At 69.9% G+C, this 21,753-nt stretch carries 12 protein-coding genes and 1 pseudogene; 5 read left to right on the top strand and 8 right to left on the bottom strand.

What is annotated here, in order from left to right; all coding sequences use genetic code 11:
- Window positions 1–25 precede the first annotated feature (25 nt).
- A pseudogene (locus tag UUA_RS19905) lies at window positions 26–643 on the top strand (integron integrase); the annotation flags it as partial.
- 28 nt (window positions 644–671) lie between these two features.
- On the opposite strand, the gene UUA_RS16290 reads toward UUA_RS19905, so the two are convergent.
- Window positions 672–9,311 (bottom strand): glycoside hydrolase family 94 protein, encoded by an 8,640-nt coding sequence (locus UUA_RS16290; RefSeq protein ID WP_008438841.1) that lies wholly within the window; start codon window positions 9,309–9,311, stop codon window positions 672–674.
- 164 nt (window positions 9,312–9,475) lie between these two features.
- Here UUA_RS16290 and UUA_RS16285 point away from each other — a divergent pair, with 164 nt between their 5' ends.
- Window positions 9,476–9,940, top strand: a complete 465-nt coding sequence (locus UUA_RS16285; protein ID WP_008438840.1) for a GNAT family N-acetyltransferase — start codon at window positions 9,476–9,478, stop codon at window positions 9,938–9,940.
- A gap of 66 nt (window positions 9,941–10,006) precedes the next feature.
- Here the strand turns inward: UUA_RS16285 and UUA_RS16280 are convergent, their stop codons facing one another.
- Window positions 10,007–12,499 carry a sensor domain-containing protein gene (locus UUA_RS16280; RefSeq protein ID WP_039954305.1) on the bottom strand — a complete coding sequence of 831 codons (2,493 nt, stop codon included), beginning with the start codon at window positions 12,497–12,499 and terminating at the stop codon, window positions 10,007–10,009.
- Between the two features lie 87 nt (window positions 12,500–12,586).
- A complete protein-coding gene (locus UUA_RS16275) occupies window positions 12,587–13,729 on the bottom strand; it encodes a hypothetical protein (RefSeq protein WP_039954303.1) in 1,143 nt (380 codons plus the stop codon).
- Window positions 13,730–13,845: 116 nt separating this feature from the next.
- On the opposite strand from UUA_RS16275, the gene UUA_RS16270 reads away from it, so the two are divergent.
- Window positions 13,846–15,129 carry an acetyl-CoA C-acetyltransferase gene (locus UUA_RS16270; protein ID WP_008438837.1) on the top strand — a complete coding sequence of 428 codons (1,284 nt, stop codon included), beginning with the start codon at window positions 13,846–13,848 and terminating at the stop codon, window positions 15,127–15,129.
- Between the two features lie 52 nt (window positions 15,130–15,181).
- Window positions 15,182–15,739 (top strand): energy transducer TonB, encoded by a 558-nt coding sequence (locus UUA_RS16265; RefSeq protein ID WP_008438836.1) that lies wholly within the window; start codon window positions 15,182–15,184, stop codon window positions 15,737–15,739.
- 211 nt (window positions 15,740–15,950) lie between these two features.
- Here UUA_RS16265 and UUA_RS16260 read toward each other — a convergent pair whose 3' ends face one another.
- The 4 genes from UUA_RS16260 to UUA_RS16245 form a co-directional block, all read right to left on the bottom strand.
- On the bottom strand, window positions 15,951–17,825 hold the full coding sequence (locus UUA_RS16260) for a phospholipase D family protein (protein WP_008438835.1): 1,875 nt from the start codon (window positions 17,823–17,825) through the stop codon (window positions 15,951–15,953).
- 81 nt (window positions 17,826–17,906) lie between these two features.
- Window positions 17,907–18,380, bottom strand: a complete 474-nt coding sequence (locus UUA_RS16255) for a SixA phosphatase family protein (RefSeq protein WP_008438834.1) — start codon at window positions 18,378–18,380, stop codon at window positions 17,907–17,909.
- A 56-nt stretch (window positions 18,381–18,436) separates the two neighbouring features.
- A complete protein-coding gene (locus UUA_RS16250) occupies window positions 18,437–19,069 on the bottom strand; it encodes a ParA family protein (protein WP_008438833.1) in 633 nt (210 codons plus the stop codon).
- Window positions 19,070–19,221: 152 nt separating this feature from the next.
- Entirely contained in the window at window positions 19,222–20,253 is a 1,032-nt protein-coding gene (locus UUA_RS16245; RefSeq protein WP_008438832.1) for a hypothetical protein, read from the bottom strand.
- A 162-nt stretch (window positions 20,254–20,415) separates the two neighbouring features.
- On the opposite strand from UUA_RS16245, the gene UUA_RS16240 reads away from it, so the two are divergent.
- Window positions 20,416–20,610 (top strand): hypothetical protein, encoded by a 195-nt coding sequence (locus UUA_RS16240; RefSeq protein WP_008438831.1) that lies wholly within the window; start codon window positions 20,416–20,418, stop codon window positions 20,608–20,610.
- Window positions 20,611–20,692: 82 nt separating this feature from the next.
- Here the strand turns inward: UUA_RS16240 and speE are convergent, their stop codons facing one another.
- Entirely contained in the window at window positions 20,693–21,574 is an 882-nt protein-coding gene (speE, locus tag UUA_RS16235) for a polyamine aminopropyltransferase (protein WP_008438830.1), read from the bottom strand.
- Window positions 21,575–21,753 lie beyond the last annotated feature (179 nt).

Genomic DNA, 21,753 nt, shown 5'->3' with positions numbered 1-21,753 from the left:
ACTTCGGAGTTGAATCCGCCAGGCGTTGCTGGCACAGATGGAAGGTCGTCCGTGGCTGCTGGCTAGTCTGTTGTATGGCACCGGTATGCGCCTGATGGAGTGCATGCGGCTGCGCGTGAAGGATGTGGATTTTGCCCGCAACGAGATCACGGTGCGCGACGGCAAGGGTGGCAAGGATCGGCGCACGGTGTTGCCGAAGAGGCTGGCCGAACCGCTGCAGCATGAGATCGAGCGCGCCCGCGTGTTGCATGAAGGTGACTTGATTGCGGGTTTTGGCGTGGCTCGCCTGCCGCATGCCCTGGCGCGAAAGTATCCCCATGCCGGACGGGAATTCGGTTGGCAGTTCGTATTTCCGTCAGCCCTGCGCTCAGTCGACCCGCTGGATGGCGTGGAGCGCCGGCATCATTTTGACGAAGCACTTCTGTCGCGCTCGCTGAAAAGCGCCTGCCGCCGCGCGGGCATCGTCAAGCCAGTGAGCGCGCATACGCTGCGCCACTCTTTCGCCACGCATCTGCTGGAGTCCGGGTATGACATCCGCACGGTGCAGGAGCTGCTCGGCCACAAGGACGTGGCGACCACTCAGATCTACACTCACGTGCTCAACCGCGGCGGCCACGGTGTATTGAGCCCATTGGACCGCTGAGCGGAGGGGCACGCCGCCGCGGCCGGCTTCATGGGTGGCGCGGACAGTTCAGTTCCACGCTGTGCTCTGCCCCGTCGTCGGCGAGTGGGATGCGACCGTCGGGCTGCACCTCGCCGTCCAGCCACAGCGTGCTCGGCGTGCCGACGTCGCTCTGGTGCAGGCGGATGCGGTAGAGCGTGCCGCGGTGGCGGTAGTCCAGCTCGAAACCTTCCCACTCGGCCGGGAGCACCGGCGCGAAGCGCAGCTGGCCGGCTTCCAGGCGCAGGCCGAGCAGCGATTCCACGATCAGCCGGTACATCCAGCCGGCGGAGCCGGTGTACCAGCTCCAGCCGCCGCGGCCGATGTGCGGGGCGACGGCGTAGACGTCGGCGCTGACCACGTAGGGCTCGACCTTGTAGACATCCATTTGCGCGGCATCGATGCCGTGGTTGACCGGGTTGATCATGTGCAGCAGTTCCCACGCGCGGGCGCCGTCACCGAGTTCGGCGAAGGCCATCGTGGCCCATATGGCGGCGTGCGTGTACTGGCCGCCGTTCTCGCGTACGCCGGGCAGGTAGCCCTTGATGTAGCCCGGGTCCATCGCGGATTTGTCGAACGGCGGCCGCAGCAGCTGCACCAGGCCGGCGTCGCGGCGCACCAGGTGGACGTCCAGCGAGTCCATCGCCTGCCGCTGGCGCTCCGGCGCGCCGATGCCGGACAGCACCGACCAGCTCTGCGCGATCGAGTCGATGCGGCATTCGTCGTTGCTGCTGGAGCCGAGCGGCGTGCCGTCGTCGAAGTAGGCGCGGCGGTACCAGGCGCCATCCCAGCCGTGCTGCTCCAGTGCGCTGCGCAACTTGACCACTTCGCCTTCGCAGCGTTGCGCGAACGGCTCGTCGTCGTGCAGCCGGGCCACTTCGGCGAAGCGCTGCAGCACTTCGCAGGAGAAGAAGCCCAGCCACACGCTTTCGCCGCGGCCCTGTTCGCCGACCCGGTTCATGCCGTCGTTCCAGTCGCCGCCGCCGATCAGCGGCAGGCCGTGCGCGCCGCGCAGGGCGAAGCTGCGCTCGATGGCGCGCACGCCATGCTGGTATAGCGTTTCACGCAGGGCCGATGGCTGCGGCAGGTCATAGTACGACTCCTCGCCCTCGTGCAGCGGACGGCCCTCGATGTAGCCGACGTATTCTTCGAGCACGCCGCGGTCGGCGCTGGCCAGCACGTAGCGCGCGATGGCCAGCGGCAGCCACAGGTAGTCATCGGAACAGGTGGTGCGTACGCCGCGGTCCAGTGGTGGGTGCCACCAGTGCTGTACGTCGCCTTCGGCGAACTGGTGCGCGGCGCACAGCAGCAGCTGCGCGCGCGACAGTTCCGGCGCGGCGTGCAGGGTTGCCATCGAATCCTGCAGCTGGTCGCGGAAGCCGAAGGCGCCGCCGCTCTGGTAGTAGCCGCTGCGCGCCCACAGCCGGCAGCCGATGGTCTGGTACAGCAGCCATCCGTTGGCGAGCATGTCGAGCGACGGCTCCGGCGTGCGCACCTGCACCGCACCGAGCACGCGCGCCCAGTGCGCGCGCACCTTGTCCAGCGCGTCGGCGGCGCTGCCGCTGCCGCGGAAGCGCTGCACCAGCGCGCTGGCCTCGGTGGCGTCGCGCCCGAGACCGAGGCGGAAGATCAGCCGGCGCTGCTCGCCCTCGCCCAGGCTCACCATCGACTGCAGCGCGGCGCAAGGGTCCAGCCCGGCACCGAGCCGGCCGGACAGGTGCGCGCGGGCCAGCCCGGCCGGTGTGCGCATGCTGCCGTTGCGACCGAGGAATTCGCCGCGGTCGCCGCCAATGCCGCGCGCGGGGTCGTCCACGTCGAAGAACGCCACGCGGTTCGGAAACTCGCTGTTGTACGCGTTGCGCGCGAACAGCGCGCCGCTGGCCGGGTCCGATTCGGTGACCACGTGCATCGAGGTTTTCTCGCGCAGGTCGCCAAGCAGCCACTCCACGTAGCCGGTGACGCTGAGCCGGCGCGCCGCGCCGGAGTCGTTGCGCAGGTGCAATACGGAGAACTTCACCGGCGCGTCCAGCGCCACGTAGACCCACAGTTCGGAGTGGATGCCATCCTCGTGGTGCTCGAACACGCTGTAGCCGAAGCCGTGGCGAGTGGTGTAGCTGCCGCTGCCGCGGCACGGCAGCGGCGTGGGCGACCAGATCTGGCCGGTGTCCTCGTCGCGCAGGTACAGCGCCTCGCCGCCGCCGTCGCCGACCGGATCGTTGTGCCAGGGGGTGAGGCGGAACTCGTGCGCGTTCTCGCCCCAGCTGTAGGCGCTGCCACTCTCGGAGATCACTGTGCCGAACTGCGGGTTGGCCAGCACGTTCGCCCACGGCGCCGGCGTGCTGTCGCCGGCGGCCAGGGTGATCACGTACTCGCGGCCGTCGTGGCTGAAACCGCCGTGCGGATTGGCCAGTAGCAGCGCCGGTGCGCCGGTGCCGCCGACGGGCGAGGCGCTGGCGATGCGCCGCGGCCGGCTCGGCTCGAAGCGCGGCGCATGGGTTTCCACCTGGCGTCGACCGATCTGCTCGGCCAGGCTGCCACGGCCGTCACTCAGCACGATGCGCGCGCTGGCCAGCATCACCAGCCGGTCCTCGCCGGACAGCTGCTGCCCCGGGCGCACGAAGATGCCGCCGGGGCGGTCGAGCAGGCTGGCCTCGCTGCCGGAGGCGATCAGGCCCATGATCAGGTCGTGCAGTTCCTGCCGGTAGCCGGCGCGGTCCTCATTCCAGATCACCAGGTCCACCGCCAGGCCCTTCTGCCGCCAGTACGCATGCGCCTGCACCAACTGGCGCACCAGCTCGATCCGCGACGGGCTGGCGATCTGCAGCAGCACGATCGGCAGGTCGCCGGAGACCGACTGGCCCCACAGCCCGGACTGGCCGCGCCGGTTGCCACGCAGCAGCGCCGGCTCGGCGCGCAGGCCGGCGTTCGGGTAGAGGATGCCGGTGGCCATGTGCTCGTACAGCTGCGCATCGGCGAGGCTGGCGTTGAGCTGGCGCAGCAGCACCTGGCTGTGCGTCCAGGCCAGGTCGAACACGCGGTCGGCGAGGTGGCGGTCGCGATACTTGCCGATCAGCTGCAGGCAGCCGTCGCGCTGCTCGGCGTAGCCGGTGACGAAGTCGATGGTGGCCGTCTGCTCCGGCTCCAGCGTGATGCGGCAGCGGATCGCCACGATCGGGTCGAGCACCGGACCGGCGCTGTCGGACAGCCGTGCCTGCTCGCGGTCGAGCGCCTGCGGCTCGGCCGTGCTGCGACCGCGGCCGATGAAGCGGGCACGGTCGGTCTCGTAGGAGATCGCGTCGATGTCGGCGTCGTGCACCGCCAGCAGGTGGAACATCCACGGCACCTGCTCGCCGGCCGAGCGTGGCCGGCGCGTGCACACGATCGCCTGCAGTGCCGGTACCAGCTCGGTCTGCACGAACAGCTTGCTGAAGGCCGGGTGCGCCGCGTCGGCGAGCGGCGGCGCCAGCACCACCTCGGCGTAGCTGGTCAGCTCGATCGTGCGCCGCGTGCGGCTGCGGTTGCCGATGTGGGTGCGACGCAGCTCGATGTCGTCTTCCGGCGACACCACGATCTCGGTGTGCGCGTCGAACTCGCGCTCGCGCACGCGGAACTCGGCGCGCGCGTCGGAGAAGATCGCCTCGAACTGCTCGGTCTTCTTCAACGTGGGCTGGTAGGCGGTGGACCAGCACTCGCCGCTGGCCACGTCGCGCAGGTAGCAGAACATGCCCCAGGCGTCGCGGGTGATGTCCTCGTGCCAGCGCGTCAACGCGAGGTCGCCGCGTCGGCTGTAGCCGCCGCCGGCGCTGGAAAGCACCACGTGGTAGCGGCCATTCGACAGCAGCTGCACGGCCGGGCGGGCGCGATCCGGGTCGGCGAACACGCGTAGCCGCGCCTCGGCCGGGCGCGGGCTGCCGTCCGTTTCGGGGAAGCCGGAGGCGTGCAGGTATTCCGCCGCGGTCTTCGGCACGCGCTCCTGCAGCAGCAGACTGGTGGCCTGGAACTGCGGGTCGGATTCGAAGCGCCGTTGCATCGGCCGGTCCAGCAGCGCATGGCCCAGCGCCAGCAGGCTCATGCCCTGGTGGTGCGCCATGAACTGCCGCACCAGCGCCGAATCCTGGCCCGGCGGCAGCCGCGCCGGGGTGTAGTCGATCGCCTCGTACAGGCCGTAGCGACCGCGCGCGCCGGCCTCGGCCAGCCGCTGCAGGTTCCGCGTGGCCGCCGACGGCGCCACCATCAGCGCCAGCGCGCTGGCGTACGGCGCCACCACCGTGTCGTCGCCCAGCCCGCGCTTCAGGCCCAGCCCGGGCACGCCGAACGCGCGGTACTGGTAGGTGAAGTGCGCGTCGAGCGTGTTGTAGCCCGATTCGGAAACGCCCCACGGCACGCCGAGCTGGTTGCCGTACTCGATCTGCCGCGTCACCGCGGCGTGGCAGGTCTGGTCGAGCAGGGTGCCTTCGTAGCTCGGCATCACCAGGGTCGGCATCAGGTACTCGAACATCGAGCCAGTCCACGACAGCAGCACCGGCTCGCCGCCCACGGTGGTGAGCAGGCGGCCCAGCGCGAACCAGTTGTCCTGCGGCAGCTGGCCCTGCGCGATGCCGACGAAGCTGGCCAGCCGCGCCTCCGACGCCAGCAGGTCGTAGTAGCCGGCGTCGAGCCGGCGCTGGTCGACGTTGTAGCCGATCGCCAGCAGGTCGCGCGTGGCGTCGTACAGGAAGCGATAGTCCACGAGTGCCAGCTCGCCGGCCTGTTGCGCCAGCTGCTCGATCACGGCGAGGCGTTCGCGCGCGCGTTCGCGCACGCCCTCGGCGTCGGCCGCGGCCGGCCACGCCAGCGGTTCGATCCGGGCCAGCTGGCGCAGCGTGGGGATGCCGGCGAAGCCGGCGTCGCCGTCAGGCGGCGGGTCGAGCTGGAACGCGATGGCCTCGGCGTACAGCTCGTCGCACTGCGCGAGCAGCGCATCGAGCCAGAACCGCGCCTCGCTGCCGGGCTCGGTCTCCAGCCACTGTTGCAGCGCCTGCGCATGCCCGGCCAGGCGCTGCAGCAGGGCGCTGGCTTCGCCGCTGGTTGCCGGCAGCGTGGCCAGCGCCTGCTGCAGGTGGCGGTCGAGCGGGTCCAGCGCCCGCGCGGCGTCGACGTCGAGCGTGTCGCGCAACAGCGCCAGCGTGTCGAGCAGGCCGTGCAGCACGCGTGGCCGGAACATCGGCTGGCCGGGCAGTTCCTCCAGGCCCGGGCGCAGGGTCAGCAGGTGGCCGGCGAGGTTGCCGCTGTCCACCGCCGAGACGTACAGCGGCGCCAGCGGCTGCAGGCTCTGCGTGTCGTACCAGTTGTAGAAGTGGCCGCGGTGGCGAGGCAGTTGCTGCATGGTGGCCAGGCTCTGCCGGGTGCGTTCGAGCAGGCGGCCAGTGGCCAGGAAACCGAAGTCGTGCGCGGCCAGGTTCGCCAGCAGCGCCAGGCCCATGTTGGTCGGCGAGGTGCGATGGGCGATCGCGGGCCCGGGTTGCTCCTGCAGGTTGTCCGGCGGCAGCCAGTGCTCCGCGGCGCCGACGTGGACGTCGAAGAAGGCCCAGGTCTGCCGTGCCAGCGTGCGCAGGAAACGCTGCTGCAGCGCGCTCGGCGCGAATACCTCCGCCACGCGCGGCTGGCTGATCCACCACGCGAGGGTGGGCGAGCCCAGCCACAGCAGCAGCAGCGGCGTAGCCAGCCACAGCGCGTCCGGACGCACCAGCGCCAGCGCCACGGCCAGCCCCAGTGCCAGCGTCGGGGCGATCCACATCCGCCGCCACAGCGCGGACTGCGCATGGTCGCCGTGGCGTTCGACCTCGCTGGAGCTCCGCCACTGCAGCAGGTGGCGGCGGCTGACCGCCATCCGCCACAGCGTGCGCACGATCGCGTCGAGGTGGTACAGCGCCTCATGCGGCAGCCACGCCAGCCCCAGCACCATCCGCGCCAGATGTTGCATGCCGGCCCGGACGGCGGCGCGCAGGTGCTGGTCGAGCTGCACCTCGCGCGGCTTCTGCACCAGGTCCAGCAGCGCCGCCAGCAGCGGCGGCAACAGCACCATCGACAGCACCGCCACGGTCCACGAGAGCACCGGCGCAATCAGCAGCCAGCCGATCATCAGCAACAGCAGCAACGCCACCGGCACCAGGCTGCGGCGCAGGTTGTCAAGGATCTTCCAGCGCGACAGCGCGGTGAGTGCATTGCGGCGCCAGCCGCCGTGCGCGGTCGGCGCCCACGGCAGCAGCCACGGCAACAGCTGCCAGTCGCCGCGGATCCAGCGGTGGCGCCGCTTCACGTCGGCGCCGTAGCGGGCCGGCCAGGTCTCGAACAGCTGCACGTCGCTGAGCAGGCCCGCGCGTGCGTGGCAACCCTCGACCAGGTCGTGGCTGAGGATGCGGTTGTCCGGGAAGCAGCCGTCCAGGGTGCGTTCGAAGGCGTCGATCGCGTAGATGCCCTTGCCGATGAACGAGCCTTCGCCGAACACGTCCTGGTAGACGTCCGAGACCATCTGCGTGTACGGGTCGATACCGGCGTCGCTGCCGTACAGTTGGGCGTAGCGCGAGCGCGCGGTACTCGGCAGGCTGATCCCCACGCGCGGCTGCAGGATCGCGTAGCCGCTGACCACGCGATGCCGCCCGGGGTCGTACACGGCGCGGTTGAGCGGGTGGTCGATGGTGCCGACGAAGGCCCGCGCGGCGTCGCGCGGCAGCTCGGTGTCGGTGTCCAGGGTGATCACGTACTGCACCGGCCCGAGCGAGGCGATGTCGCCCACCACCCGCATGAAGCGGCCGTGCGCGTTGCCGCGCAGCAGCGCGTTGAGGTCCGCCAGCTTGCCGCGTTTGCGCTCGTGGCCCATCCAGCATTGCTCGCCCGGGTTCCAGAGGCGCGGCCGGTGGAACAGGAAGAAGCGGTCGGCCTTGGCGCCGGCATAGCGCTCGTTGAGCGCCTCGATCCGGCGCTGCGCCAGCTGCAGTAGCGCCTCGTCGCCGGGCAGCGTTTCGTGGTCCGCGTCGGCGAAATCGGTGAGCAGGGCGAAGTGCAGGTGTTCGTCGCGATTGCCGAGGAAGCGCACCTGCAGCGATTCGGCCAGCGCATCGACGTCCTGCGTGCTGGCGATCAGGCTGGGGATCGCCACCAGGGTGCGCGCGCTGGCCGGAATGCCGTGCGAATAGTCCATCCGTGGCAGCTGCTGCGGCGCGATCGACAGCGTGGCGATCCAGTTGAGCAGGCTCAGCCCCAGCTGGCTGGCCAGGATCGCCGCGGGCACTGCCAGCGCGACCAGCGCCCACGCCGGCCAGCGCTGCTGCGCGGCGATGCCGACCAGCGGCTGCGCGAAGGCGAAGGTGAGCAGCGCCAGCAGGCCCAGGTAGATCGGCAACGGCGCGCGGTCGAAGCCGCGGCGCAGCGCCACGCGCAGCGGCGGATGCACACCGAGCCGCCGTTCCAGCCGCGGCCGGCCGCGGTCGATCAGGTAGTAGCCGACGTGCTGCGGCAGCGACACGCTGCTGTCGGTGGGCGCTGCGGCCTGGCTCAGCGCGATAGCTGCCTCGGCCACCTGCAGCTCGGTCAGCCGGTGCCGCCGCGCCATCGCCTCCACCATATGGCGGTAGCGGTCGCGGGTGGCGAAATCCATCGCCGCGTAGACCCCGGTCGGGTCTTCGCGCAGGCAGTGCTCGACCAGGCTGCAGTGCTCGACGAAATCGCGCCAGTCGATCGCTGACAGCGTGCGCAGGCTGCCGATGCTGTTGCTGATGGTGACCTGGTTGGCGGCCTGCTGCTGCGCTTCCAGCTGCACCAGGTGCTCGACGCTCTGTCCCGAGGCGGCCAGGCGCTGCTCGATCCAGCTCAGCGGCAGCGCCAGCGCCGGGCTCTGGCCCTGCAGCCGGCGCGCCAACTCGGCCACGAACGGACTGTTCATCGGCGGGACCGAGCGCGCCATGTCGGCCACCACCAGCACCACCGAGTTCGGCTCGCGTTCGGCGGTGGCGGTCATCGCGTCAGCCCAGCGCGCGGCCTGGCCGCGATGGCTCCAGTCCGCCATCACCCGCGCGGCGACGCGACGCAGGTTCTCGATCAGCGCCAGCCGCAGCATGATCGGGATCGCCCACAGCTCGCCCAGCTTCAGCGGGCTCACTTCCTGATAGGCGTCGATGAAGTGCTGCAGGATATGCGTGTCGACCCGGCCGTCGCCGTGCGAGATGATCTCCAACGCGATGTCGTACACCCGCGGCAGCCCGGCTGACGGCCCGCTGGCCAGCCGCGGCAATTCGCGGCTATAGCCCTTGGGCAGGTGCCGGCGGGCAATCCGGATCTGCTCCTCGATCAGATAGAAGTTGTCCAGCAGCCACTCGGCGGCCGGGGTGATCCGCCGCCGCTTGCGACTGGCGTCGGTCAGCCGTTCGCAGGTGTGGGTCAGCACCGCCTCGTTGTCGTCCAGCCGCGCCAGCAGCGTATCGGGGGTGATCCGCGCGCTAAGCCGGTGCTGGCCGGCCAGCGCGCGGCCGTGCTGTTCCATCTGTTCGGCGCTGAACAGTTCCGCGCGCAGCGCCGGCTCCTGCTCCGGCCGCGTGCGCGCCGCGGCACGCCGGCGGCGGAAGGCTTGCAGCCTTCGCAGCTTGAGCAGGTCGAGCAGGTTGCCGATGTTCAAAACGTTTTCCTTGGCCTCGTGGCTGCGGCCGCGAGGCGTTCGTGGGGACGGGTTGCGGGCGGGAACCCGTGCGCGGGCTGCTACCACCGGCACGCCCTATCCTAGGCGCCGGCATGTGAAGATGACGCACGCTAGGATGGGCACTCGCCCGAAGGAGCCCGCCCATGTCACTGCAGATTCGCGCCGCCACGCCCGCCGACGCTCCCGAGCTGGCCGCCTGGAACATGGCGATGGCCTGGGAGACCGAGCGCAAGCGACTCGAAAGCGCGACGCTGGAGCGCGGCGTGCGCGGCGTGTTCGAGCAGCCGCGGCGTGGCTTCTACCTGGTGGCCGAACACGATGGCGCGGCGGTCGGCTGCCTGCTGGTGACCTACGAATGGAGCGACTGGCGCAACGGCGATTTCTGGTGGATCCAGAGCGTCTACGTGGTGCCGGCCGCGCGCCGCGTGGGCGCGTTCCGCGCGCTGTATGCCGAGGTCGCGCGGCGCGCCGCGGCGGCCGGCGCGGTCGGCCTGCGGCTGTACGTGGAAACCGAGAACGGCCGCGCGCAGGCGACCTACGAGGGACTCGGCATGCAGCGCTGCCACTACTTCATGTACGAGGCGCCGCTGGCGGTACCGGTTTTGTAGGAGCCCGCTGGCGGGCGATGCTTTCCGTCATGTGATGGAAAAAAGCATCGCGCACAGGGTGCGCTCCTACAGGTGATGCGTGGGGGTGGAGGCTCCGGTAAGCAGCGCCTGGAACTCCGCCGCCGGCAATGCCGCGCCGAACAGAAAGCCCTGCAACTGCGAACAGCCGGCCTGGCGCAGGAACGCCACCTGCGCGTGCGTCTCCACGCCCTCGGCCACCACGTCCTTGTTGAGGCTGCGCGCCATCGCGATGATCGCTCCGGTGATCGTGGCGGTGTCGCGGTCGCTGGTGAGGTCGCGCACGAACACGCGGTCGATCTTCAGCGTGTCGATGGGGAAGTGCTTCAGGTACGACAGGCTGCAGTAGCCGGTGCCGAAATCGTCCAGCGACAGCCGCACGCCGCGCCGCTTGATCCGCTGCAGCAGACCGGTGGTGGCGTCGCCGCCGGACATCACCATGCGCTCGGTCAATTCCAGTTCGAGCAGGCCGGGCGCCAGGCCGCTTTCCGCCAGCACCTCGTCCAGCCAGTGGTAGAACTCGGGGTGCTGGAACTGCAGTGGCGACACGTTCACCGAGACCGGGATGGCGTGGCCGAGGTCCTGCCACGCCCGTGCCTGCCGGCAGGCACGGCGCAACGCCCAGGCGCCGATCGGCAGGATCAGCCCGCTGTCCTCGGCGACCGGCACGAACTGGTCCGGCTGGTACAGCTCGCGTCCGTTCGCCTGCCAGCGCAGCAGCGCCTCGGCGCCGACGATGCGGCCGCTGTGCACGTCCACCTTGGGTTGGTAGTGCAACTCCAGTTCGTGCCGCGGCAGTGCCTGGCGCAACGCGGTCTCGATCCGCCGCCGCGCCTGCGTGCGCTCGTTCATCGACGCGGTGAAGAAGCGGTAGCCGTGCCGGCCCTGCGTCTTCACCGCGACCAGCGCAGTCTCCGCCTGCTGCAGCAGGCCGTCCGGTTCGATCGCGTCGTCCGGGTACACGCTGATGCCGATGCTGAGCTGCAGGCTGAGGTCGGGCAGGCCGTCGACATGGGTCAGCTCGCCGTGGTTGATCAGCCGCTGGCCCAGGCTGGCCGCGTCGCCGACGCTCTCCAGGTGTGGCAGCACCACCACGAACTCGTCGCCGCCGTAGCGGCTCAGCAGGTCGTCGCCGGACAGGCAGCGCTGCAGCTGGGCCGCGAACGCGCGCAATACCCGGTCGCCGGCAGCGTGACCGTGCAGCTCGTTGACCTGCTTGAAGTTGTCGATGTCGGCGTAGAGCAGCGCAGCGCGCTGCTGGCGCCGGTTGGCGGTGGCGATCGCCTGGCCGATGTGCTCGTGCAGCTGGCTGCGGTTGGGCAGGCCGGTGAGCGTGTCGTGCTGGGTCAGGTGGATCATCTTCAGCGCCAGCGCGCGGGTTTCGCTGACGTCGTGGAACACCAGCACGCCGCCGATCACGTTGCCGGCATTGTCGTGGATCGGCGCGGAGGAGTCCTCCACCGGCGTGTCGAAGCCGTGGCGGTGGCGCAGCAGGGTGCGGCCGGCCAGGTCGACGATGGTGTTGTGCTTGATCGCTGCGCGCAGCGGATTCGCCACGGCATGGCCGCTGCGCGCGTCAAACAGCTGGAAGATCTCCTCGATCGAGCGGCCCTGCGCCTCCAGCCCGCTCCAGCCGGTCATCGCCTCGGCGATCGGGTTGAGCGAGGTGATGCACAGCTGCGGGTCGGTGGTGATCACCGCGTCGCCGATCGAGCGCAGGGTGACCTCGGCCAGTTCGCGCTCGCGGTGCAGCGCGTCCTCGAACGCCTTGCGCTGGCTGATGTCCTGGATCTGCACGACGAAATAACGCGGATTGCCGTCGTCGTCGCGCACCAGGGACACGCTGAGCTGCGCGTGTACCAGGCTGCCATTCCGGTGGGAATACCGCTTCTCCAGATGGCACGATTCCAGCTCGCCTTCCAGCATCTGCGTATGCCGCACGTCGCTGGCCGCGACGTCGTCGGGGTGGGTGATGTCGTGCGTCGTGCGTGACAGGAACTCGTCCTCGCGGTAGCCGAGCATCGCGCAAAGCGCCGCGTTGACCCTCAACCAGCGGCTGTCCGGTGCGACCAGCGCCATGCCGATCGCGGCGTGCTGGAACGCGCCGAAGAAGCGCTGCTCGCTCTCGTGCAGCTTGAGTTCCAGGTCATGCCGCTCGGTGATGTCGACCAGCGCGGTGAAGATGCCGCAGACGTGACCGTCGGCGTCGAAGTCGGGCTGGAAGTTGCCGTGCGCGTAGCGCCGCCGACGGCCGTCGTGCAGCTCGCCTTCGTAGCTGGCCATGTGTCCGGCATAGGCGCGCGCCAGCGCCGCCTTGGCCAGCGCGTGGTTGCGCCGGCCGACCACGTCGACCAGGTGTTGGCCGATCAGTTGCTGCGGATCGACACCGAGCCAGCGGCGGTGGGTGTCGTTGACGAAGCGGAAGCGCTGTTCCAGATCGAGGTAGGCCAGCAGCACGGGCGCGCCGTGCGCGACCCGCACCGACCAGTCGGCTTCCCCGGGTAGCGATGGCGATACCTCGGCAGGCTCGTGCGGCCGCATGGTCATTCCGTCAGCAGGGCGCCCCCTGGCGGCGCCCTTGCATCATGCGCCGAGTTTTCGCCGCTGCCCAGCAGGTTGCGCGGAAGTTCAGTGCAGGAGCGTCGCCGGGGCGCCGAGCCGGCCGTTGGCGTCCAGCACGATGCGGCCGGATGCGTGCAGTTCGGCGACGATGCCGTAACGGTCGGTCAGCTGTGCCAGCAGCGGGCCGAGTGCCTGCGGCCGCAGCGGATAACCGTGCGCCAGCGCGCGCGCCTGCCCGCCGTCGCCGCGCTGGACCACGCTGACCGCCACCACGCCGAGGCCGGGCGCCTCGTGCGCGAACAGCGTCGGCGGGTCGTAGCCCGGTTCGACCGCGGCCAGGGTCTCCAGCAGGCAGCCGTCGGCCGCCGTGTCCGCCGCCAGCTCGGGCGACAGCTGCAGCGGCACGTGGTGCGCGTCGAGCAGCGCGGCGTACTGGCGAAGCTCGAACACGATGCCGGCGAAGTCGTGCGCGCGCTGTCCGGCGTCGCCGCCGGTCTGCGCACCCAGCCACTGCGACGGCGACTGCGCCAGCACCCTGCCGCCGGCGTAGTGCAGGGGCAGTCCGCGCGCGCTCATGGTCGATTCCTCGTGGTCGGGCGTGAGCAGCGCCGCCTCCAGCAGCGCCCACAACGGCGCCAGGTTGACGTGCTCGTACTGCACGCAGGTCAGCGCGAGCAGGTCGTTGCGGCTGAAGTAGCGCGCATGCTCCAGCTGGATGCCGAGCGCACGCATCAGCCAGTCGGCGGTATGCGTGCCCATCTCGCCGCGGCCGACCAGCTGGACCTCCAGCTGCTCGGACAACTCCCCGGCCTGTTCCGCCGGCACCAACAGGCTCATCGGCAGCAGCCGCATCGGGCCGTCGGCATAGGCCGAGGACGGCTCCAGCGCAGGCGCCGGCATGTGCCCCTCGTGGGTGCCGAACGCCACCACGTTCTCCAGGTGGCCGCGCGGCACGCGTCGCGCCAGATCCTCCAGCGTGCTCCACACCGGGAAGCCCGGCCGCAGCAGTTCGACCTGGTCGAACAGCGCGGCGGCCAGCGCCAGCCGCGCGGCGTCGACCTGCGGCACCAGCCCGTGCAAGTCGGTGGCGACCAGCGCGGCCAGCTCGGCAGCTTCGTCGCGGGTGAAGCTCATCCGCGTCACCGGCTCGCCCGCGGCCGGTTCCAGCGCCAGCACGATAGGGAGCGCGAGCAGCGTTTTGGTTTCCACCAGCGAGGTCCACAAGAAGACGAAGAGACGGGATTCTACCATTCAGCGATTTGGGCTTTCGCCGAGGGGCATGGCGGGTTAGCCTTGACAAACTTGAGTGGTGGACTGTCCTGAGCATGGAAAACACGCAAAAGCGCGTCGGGGTGATCGGCGGCGTGCGCATTCCGTTCTGTCGCAATAACACCGCCTACGCCGACGTCGGCAACTTCGGCATGTCGGTGAAAGTGCTCGGCACCCTGGTCGAGCGCTTCGGCCTGCACGGCGTGGAGCTGGGCGAAGTGGTGATGGGCGCGGTGATCAAGCACTCCTCCGACTGGAACCTGGCGCGCGAGGCGCTGCTCAGTTCCGGCCTGGCGCCGACCACGCCGGGCATCACCACCGCGCGCGCCTGCGGCACCTCGCTCGACAACGCCATCATCATCGCCAACAAGATCGCCGCCGGGCAGATCGAGGCCGGCATCGCCGGCGGTTCGGACACCACCTCCGACGTGCCGATCGTCTACGGCACTCGCCTGCGCAAGCGCCTGCTGGCGATGAACCGTGCCAAGACCCCGCTGGACAAGCTGCGCGTCGCGCTGCGCGGCTTCTCGCTCGGCGAACTGAAGCCGTCGTTCCCCGGCGTGGCCGAGCCGCGCACCGGCAAGTCGATGGGCGACCACTGCGAGCAGATGGCGAAGGAGTGGCACATTGGCCGCGAAGCGCAGGACCGGCTCGCGCTGGACAGCCACCGCAAGCTGGCGGCGGCCTATGAAGCCGGCTTCTTCGAGGACCTGCTGGTGCCGTTCCGCGGCTTGAAGCGCGACGGCTTCCTGCGCCCGGACTCGACCATGGAAAAACTTGCCGCGCTGAAGCCGGCGTTCGACAAGACCTCCGGCCACGGCACGCTCACCGCCGGCAACTCCACCGGCCTGTCCGACGGCGCCGCTGCGGTGCTGCTGGGCAGCGAGGCGTGGGCCGCACAGCGCGGGCTGAAGATCCAGGCCTGGCTGCGCGATGCCGAGGTCGCCGCGGTGGACTTCGTGCACGGCGAGGGTCTGCTGATGGCGCCGACCATCGCGGTGCCGCGCATGCTGGCGCGCCACGGGCTGCGCCTGCAGGACTTCGACTACTACGAGATCCACGAGGCGTTCGCGGCGCAGGTGCTGTGCACGCTTCGTGCGTGGGAGAGCGCCGACTACTGCAAGAACCGTCTCGGCCTGGACGCGCCGCTCGGTTCGATCGATCCGGCGAAGTTCAACGTGCACGGTTCCAGCCTCGCCGTCGGCCACCCGTTCGCCGCCACCGGCGCGCGAATCATCGCCACGCTGGCGAAGCTGCTGGAGCAGAGGGGCTCCGGCCGCGGCCTGATCTCGATCTGCACCGCCGGCGGCATGGGCGTCACCGCGATCCTCGAGCGGTGACCGGGCAGCAGCTTCAGCCGCGATTCGCCCTGCGGGGCGCATAAAGACCGCCATGTTCCGCCTGCGCACCACCACCACCCTCAGCCTGCTCGCGCTGGCCGCCGGCGTCGCTGGTACCGGCTGGCTCAGCGAGCAGACCAGCGTCTGGCCCGGCCCGCCGGCGCGCTATGTCGTGCAGATCGACACGCCGACCGCGACGCGCGCCCGCCCTGCCCAGCGTCCCGCGCACGGCCGGACCCGCGTGGTGCAGGTGCGCCGGGCGCTGCCGCCGAGGGTCGTCGGCGACGAGGCGCAAGCCGCCATCGCCGCGCCCGCTCCTGCCCCCGAACTGGTGCCGCTGGCCACGCCAGCCGACAGCTCGCAGTCGTGGGACGAACTGCGCGGCCATCTGGACGGCCGTGTGCGGCTGCACGTCGATGTTGACGCCAGCGGCTGGGTCCGCGCCGCCAGCCTCGCCGAATCCAGCGGCGACCCGGTGCTCGATCAGCACGCCCTGCGCAGCGTGCGCGGCTGGCGCTTCGCGGTGCCGCTGGACCACCCCGACGGCCTCAGCGGCGAGCTGCCGATGCGCTTCACCTCGCAGGGCAACCGCGTCGCGCAGTTGCCGTAGGGCCGTTGCCCGGTCGCGCTGGTACTTTGCGTTCTGTCGTCCCAGAGCAAAGAGCTTTCGTTCACGTGCACCTGTAGGAGCGCGCTTCCTGTGCCGTGCTCCTGCTTTATGCAGAGCGAAGGTCTCGAAAGCTCTTGGTCCTTGCTTCAAACAAGGCAACAGGTGGCGAAAGTGATTTCCGTGGAACGGAGCGGACGGTGGTGAGCGGCGCTCACAGAATGCCCTTGGCCCCCACCCCGAACGCGGTGATCAGCCGCGTGATGATCAGCTTCGGCGACAGTGCCACGTCGGGGAAGTCGCCGACCGGTTCGTAGCAGGCGTAGAAGTTCGGGTCGGTGGCGCGCAGGGGCTGGCAGCCGGGTTTGAGGTCGTAGCTGGTGGCGTACCGGAACGGCCACAGGTCGAACAGCGGCAGGCTCTCGGAGACCGTGCCGATCGCCTGGTTGATGTCGGTCAGTACCGGAACCTTCGGTTGCCGCGGCGCGATCACCCAAGCGTTCTCCGGCTGCGTGCTGCGCAGGATGCTGTGGCGCAGCTGGCCGGCGAAGTCGTGGTCGTAGACGATCATGCCCGACTCGGTGTTGTAGTGGTCCGAGCGCGGGTCGAAGTTGTGCGATCCGACCATCGCGAAGGCGTCGTCGACCACGATCGACTTGGCATGCAGGCCGAAGCGCATGCCTTCGCTTTCCAACGGTGCCGGCCGATTGTTGCTGCCGCGGCTGCCGAGCAGGTGTAAACGCGTCTCGCTGAAGGGACGCGTGCCGGTGACTTTCGACGGCAGGGCGGCCGCGGGCATGCCGAGGTTGGCCAGTTCGTAGTCCTCACCGGCGCTGGGCGCATGCGGCTTCAGTTCGTGGACCTCGAAGCCGAATTTCTTCAGGTAGCGCTTGCGGTGCTTGTACGACATCGCATATGCGGCGAACGCGTCGGTCGCTGCCAGCGAGTTGGTGGAGACGATCACGCGCGGCGGATCGGCGCGCCGGTGCAGCGTGCGAAAGATGTGCTGGGCGCGTTTGCTCATCACCAGGTACGGTGTCTGCAGCAGCACCTCGCGTTTCGCTTCACTGATCATGTGCATGATGTGGTGGGTGAATTCCAGCGCGCGTCGCTTGTCCGGCTTGTCGGTCTTGGCCGGCAGGTCGCTGAAGTACTCCACCCGGCCCACCCGCAGCGAGGCGTCGACCAGCCAGGTCCGCAGCCAGGCCGGGTCCTCGGCATCCTCTTGCGCCCGGGCCACGCGTGTCGGGCGGCGGTAGCGCGGGGCTGGCCAGGATGGTGGCGCGCGTTCGGTCAGGATGCGCCGGTTGACGTCGCGCAGGTGGGTCAGTGGCAGCGAGCGCCGATGGTTCCAGAACAGCTCGAAGCTGGCCGCCATCTGCAGCGCGGCCGGCCCGCCGACCATCGCGTCGCGGTCGATGTAGTTGAAGGCGTCGTCCCAGTTGAAGTAGCGGTCCTGGTAATTGCGCCCGCCGGCGATGCCGATGGCGTTGTCCACCAGCAGCAGCTTGTTGTGCATGCGCTGGTTGAACTGCATGAAGCAGCACAGGATGCCGGCGGCGAACTCCAGCGGCTGGGTGTGTGCCTTGTGGAAGGTGGGGTTGTACAGGCGCACCTGCAGATTCGGACTGATCCACGCCAGCCGGTCGAGCAGGTCCGGGTCGTTGAAGGAGGACAGCTGGTCGGCCAGGATGCGTACGCGCACGCCGCGCCGCGCCGCGCGCACCAGTTCGTCGAGCATCAGCTGGCCGGCGTCGTCCTGGTCCCAGATGTAGGTCTGCACGTCGATCGAGCGTCGTGCCGCGCGCACCAGGTTGATCCGCGCGACCAGCGCCGGCTCTGAGTCGTCGAGCAGGGTGACCACGTGCACCGGCCGCTGCGGCGTGGAGGCGGCCAGCGCGGCGGTGGCGGCGTCCAGCAGCGGCGAGGGGAGCGCGCAATGGTCGGCCCGTGTGCAATCGAGGCGATGATCGGCGGTGGCGGCGACGATGGCATCGGCGCGGCGGATCTGCGCGCGCGACAGCGCGCAGCCTTGCAGCGACAGCAGTGCGAGTACGAGCGGAAGGACGAATCGGCTCAGGACAGGCATGGATGACTCATACGTTCTGCGCGTGCCACGGCCATGAGGAGGCGGGCGCGGCGCGGTGCTGGCGGATGGCCGCGGCGCGCGTCAGGGCGACCAGAACGCGTCCAGGCGGGCGTTGCCCGGCTCCAGCGCGCCGTCCAGGTGCAGCACGGCCAGCGCACCGGGCGGCATGCCGCGGAACTCGTCGGAGCGGCCCTCGACCAGCAGGGCGACCAGCCGCTCCATGCCGGGGTTGTGGCCGACCAGCAGCACCGTGCCGGCGTCGGCATGCTGGTCGAGCAGGGCCAGCAGTTCGCCCGGCGTGGCGTCGTAGATTTCGGTGGCCTGCTGCGGTACCGGCGCGTCGTCGATCGCGGCCAGCGCCAGCCGGGTGGTCTCGTCGGTGCGCCGGCTCGGCGAGCACAGCACTCGGTCGGGGCGCAGGCCGTGCGCGGCCAGCCACAGGCCGGCAGCCTGCGCTTCCCGTTCGCCGCGCACGCTGAGCGGGCGCTGCGGGTCGTCGCCGGCGGTTTCCATCGGCACGGCTTCGGCGTGTCGCAACAGGATCAGTTCGTGCATGGAGGACTCCAGGTGTGGTGGTGCGGGGCGCGATGTACGTGGGGGAAGAGCGCGCTTCAGTGCTGGCGCTTGATCCAGCGCAGCAGGGCCTTCCAGTCCTGCTGATGGCTGCGCACCTGCTCGGACTGGTAGTCGAAGATGCCCTTGCCGAGCCCGGCGAGCAGCACGTAGGCCTGGCTGTCGCGCAGCTGCGCGGCGATCGGGAACGGCGACTGCTCGGCGAGCCGGGCGAGCGCGTCCTGGCTGGCGTGGGTCCACGGCTTGAGCCGGTTGGCGACCAGCGCCACCGGCAGCTTGCCGCTGCGGACGCGCTTGACCGCCTGCAGCTCGCCGAGGAAACGCAACGTGGCGTCGAGGTCGAACGAGGACGGCAGCACCGGCACCAGCAGCACGTCGGCCGCATCGAGGTAAGGTTCCAGTTCGCGCTCATCGGCGCCTGCGGGGGTATCGATCAACAATTGCTGGGTGTCCGGCGGCACTCGTTGCAGGCTGCGCCGGCCGCTGTCGAAGGCCAGCACGCCGGGAACGTTGTCCGGCCGGAGTTCGGCCCAGTGGAAGCTGGAATGCTGCCGGTCGGCGTCGAGGATCGCGGTGTGTTGTCCCGCCTGGGCCCAGTGCGACGCCAGCTGCGTCACCAGCGTGCTCTTGCCGCAACCACCCTTGCTGCTTGCCACCAGCGTCGTAAGCATCGGATCGCCCCTGCTACGGAAGGTGGCCCAAGCCTAGCGGGAAGGCCGGGAATAGGGAATCAAGGCAGGGAATAGCCAGAGCGGGAAACGCCGAACCGGGCGGCAAGGGCTGCTCTTCCGATTCCCTACTCCCTATTCCCTGCCTTGATTCCCTATTTCCGGCTCTGGGGCCGCCAGCCGGCAGGCGCTTCGACCGGGATGCCGTTGTCACGCAGGGCGGCCAGCTGCAGGCTCATCTCGGTGCCGCCGTGGCGGGCCAGCGCCAGCAGGCGCTGGGCCAGTGCCGTGTCGTCCTGCGCCCTGGCCAGCAGCTGGGCGAAACTCTGCACCTGCCAGACCAGGTCGCGGCGGGCGTCCTTCGCTTCCTGCTGCTGCGCCGGATCGTCGGCCAGCACCTCGCGCAGGTGCAGGCCCAGCGAACGCGCCAGCGGGCTGGAGCCCCATTCCAGCGTCTTGCCCAAGGCCACGCAGTCGGCCTTGATCGAGGCGTCCTCGCCGGCGTTCTCGCACAGCTTGGCGACCAACTGCAGGGCCGGTTGCGGCTGGGTGCCGGCCACGCCGAACACCAGCACGGTCTGCATGCCGACGGCACCGCCGGCGTGGGCCGGGTCCAGCACATCGGGCGGTGGCGGCAGCGCGCCGGCCGCATTGGCCAGCGCGTGCAGGCTGATGCCGGCGTAATCGTCGTAGCGCTTCGCGGCCGCGGCCTGGCGCAGGTCTTCGCGGGCGGCCTCCTGTTGCTTGGCCCGCGCATCGGCACCGAACTTGAGCAGCCACACCGCGGCGTTGTCCGGGGCTCGGGCCAGCAGGTGTTGCAGGGCTTCCTCGTTCGGGCAGGCGTCGGCGGTGGCATCGCAATCGGCCAGACGCATCCAGTCGACCGCCGTGTCGGCGCCTTCGGCCTGCGCGGCGCGCTCGATCAGGCGATGGAAGCTGTTGCTGGGCGGCTGGTTGAACAGCGGTCGCGCCAGCAGGGCCGCGCCGAGCAGCCGCGACGGATCGCCGCTGGGGGCGAGCACGCTGACCAGGTCGCGCTGGAAGGCGAGCTGGGCCTTGTCGCGGGCCTGCACCGCCTTGTCCGGCGTGCCGCGGTTCTTGCCGACCGGGGGCTTGCCGGCGAATGCCGGCGCAACGGCCAGCGACCACGCGCAAATCAGGGCGAGGCAATGCCGTCCACGCATCATGGGCTCGACTCCGCAGGCGAACAAAGCGCGCAGCATACCTTGCGTGGATTAAGCGCGGCTGATCCGCCGGCCGGCGAAGGCGGACCAGTGCGGCAAGGCTTGCTAGGATGGAAACCCCCGGCGCAGGGCCGCGCCCCCATGTCACCGTTCGGGAGACGCGTAGTGGATCAACTGTCGACGTTCGCCGGCGGCGCACCCTGGTTTGTCGGCTGGGGCACGCTGGCCCTGATCAATGCCGCCCTGGCGCAAGGCAAGAACCGCAGCGGGCTCATCTGGTTCCTGTTGTCGCTGCTGTTCGGCCCGCTCGCCACGCTGCTGCTGGTGCTGCTGCCGAAGGTGCGCTCGAAGATGTTTTGAGGGCGGGAAATAGGGAATCGAGAATAAGGAATAGGAAGAGCGGCCACTGTGGCCCTTCTATTCCCAACTCCCTATTCCCGGCTTATTCCCCCAACGCCTCGCGCAGGAACTCCGGCTGGGCCAGCGCGGCTTTGTGGATTTCGGCGTTGTAGTACTTGGTGGGGAAGTTTTTGCTGAGTGCGCCGCGCTCGCGGAAGCCGGACAGGTCGCCGCCCTTGCGCGCCATGGTGCAGCTCCACCAGCCGGTGGGGTAGCACGGCTGGGGGAACGGCAGCGTCTTCACCGCGCTGAAGCCCGAAGTGCGCATGGCCGAGCGCATCGACTTGATCAGCTCCAGGTGCGCCAGCGGCGATTCGCTCTGCTGCACCAGCAGGCCGCCGTGTCGCAGCGCCTTGTAGCAGCTGGCGTAGAACGCGGCGTTGAACAGGCCTTCGGCCGGGCCGACCGGGTCGGTCGAGTCGACGATGATCAGGTCCAGCGAATCGGGCTCGGCCTCGGCCATGTACTTGATGCCGTCGATGAACAGCAGCTCGGCGCGCGGGTCGCCGTTCGCCTCGCACAGCTCGGGGAAGTACTGCTCGGCCAGGCGGGTGACGCGCTCGTCGATCTCCACCTGTACCGCGTGCTCGACTTCCTCGTGCTTGAGCACTTCGCGCAGCGTGCCGCAGTCGCCGCCGCCGATGATCACCACGCGCTTGGCGCGCGCATGGGTGAACAGCGCCGGGTGGGTCATCATCTCGTGATAGAGGAAGTTGTCGCGGCTGGTCAGCATCACGCAGCCGTCGATTACCATCAGGTTGCCCCAGTCGGTGGTCTTGTGGATCTCGATGGTCTGGAACGGGGTCTTCTCCGCATGCAGCAGCCGCTCGGTGCGGAAACCGATGGAGGAGCCGGAGGCCTGGTGGGCCTCGGTGAACCAGGCCTCGTTGGGCCGGGCTTCGTTCGGCGTGGACTGCTGCGACATGGCGGGTGTTCCTGGTGAACCGGGTGGAAGGAGAAAGGTCGTCGATTGTAGCGGCAACGGCGGTGAACGTCCCGGCAGTGGCCGCCGCCGTCTTGCGCATATCGTCACAGCCGCCCATTACAATGGCGCTCCGGCCTGGCCGGCGCAGCGCGCCGGTCGCCGACCAGCCCGATCGGCCC

Origin of the sequence: Rhodanobacter thiooxydans LCS2 (assembly GCF_000264375.1) — a bacterium.
GTDB classification, from domain to species: domain Bacteria; phylum Pseudomonadota; class Gammaproteobacteria; order Xanthomonadales; family Rhodanobacteraceae; genus Rhodanobacter; species Rhodanobacter thiooxydans.
Note: the sequence above shows the minus strand (reverse complement) of the source record. Positions and strands in the feature narration are given on the sequence as shown.

Bases quoted from the DNA above. Each gene is read 5' to 3' on its own strand.
- UUA_RS16285 (WP_008438840.1), top strand. From the start codon at position 9,476: ATGTCACTGCAGATTCGCGCCGCCACGCCCGCCGACGCTCCCGAGCTG.
- speE (WP_008438830.1), bottom strand. From the start codon at position 21,574: ATGTCGCAGCAGTCCACGCCGAACGAAGCCCGGCCCAACGAGGCCTGG.
- UUA_RS16245 (WP_008438832.1), bottom strand. From the start codon at position 20,253: ATGATGCGTGGACGGCATTGCCTCGCCCTGATTTGCGCGTGGTCGCTG.
- UUA_RS16260 (WP_008438835.1), bottom strand. From the start codon at position 17,825: ATGCCTGTCCTGAGCCGATTCGTCCTTCCGCTCGTACTCGCACTGCTG.
- UUA_RS16280 (WP_039954305.1), bottom strand. From the start codon at position 12,499: ATGCGGCCGCACGAGCCTGCCGAGGTATCGCCATCGCTACCCGGGGAA.
- UUA_RS16270 (WP_008438837.1), top strand. From the start codon at position 13,846: ATGGAAAACACGCAAAAGCGCGTCGGGGTGATCGGCGGCGTGCGCATT.
- UUA_RS16255 (WP_008438834.1), bottom strand. From the start codon at position 18,380: ATGCACGAACTGATCCTGTTGCGACACGCCGAAGCCGTGCCGATGGAA.
- UUA_RS16265 (WP_008438836.1), top strand. From the start codon at position 15,182: ATGTTCCGCCTGCGCACCACCACCACCCTCAGCCTGCTCGCGCTGGCC.
- UUA_RS16250 (WP_008438833.1), bottom strand. From the start codon at position 19,069: ATGCTTACGACGCTGGTGGCAAGCAGCAAGGGTGGTTGCGGCAAGAGC.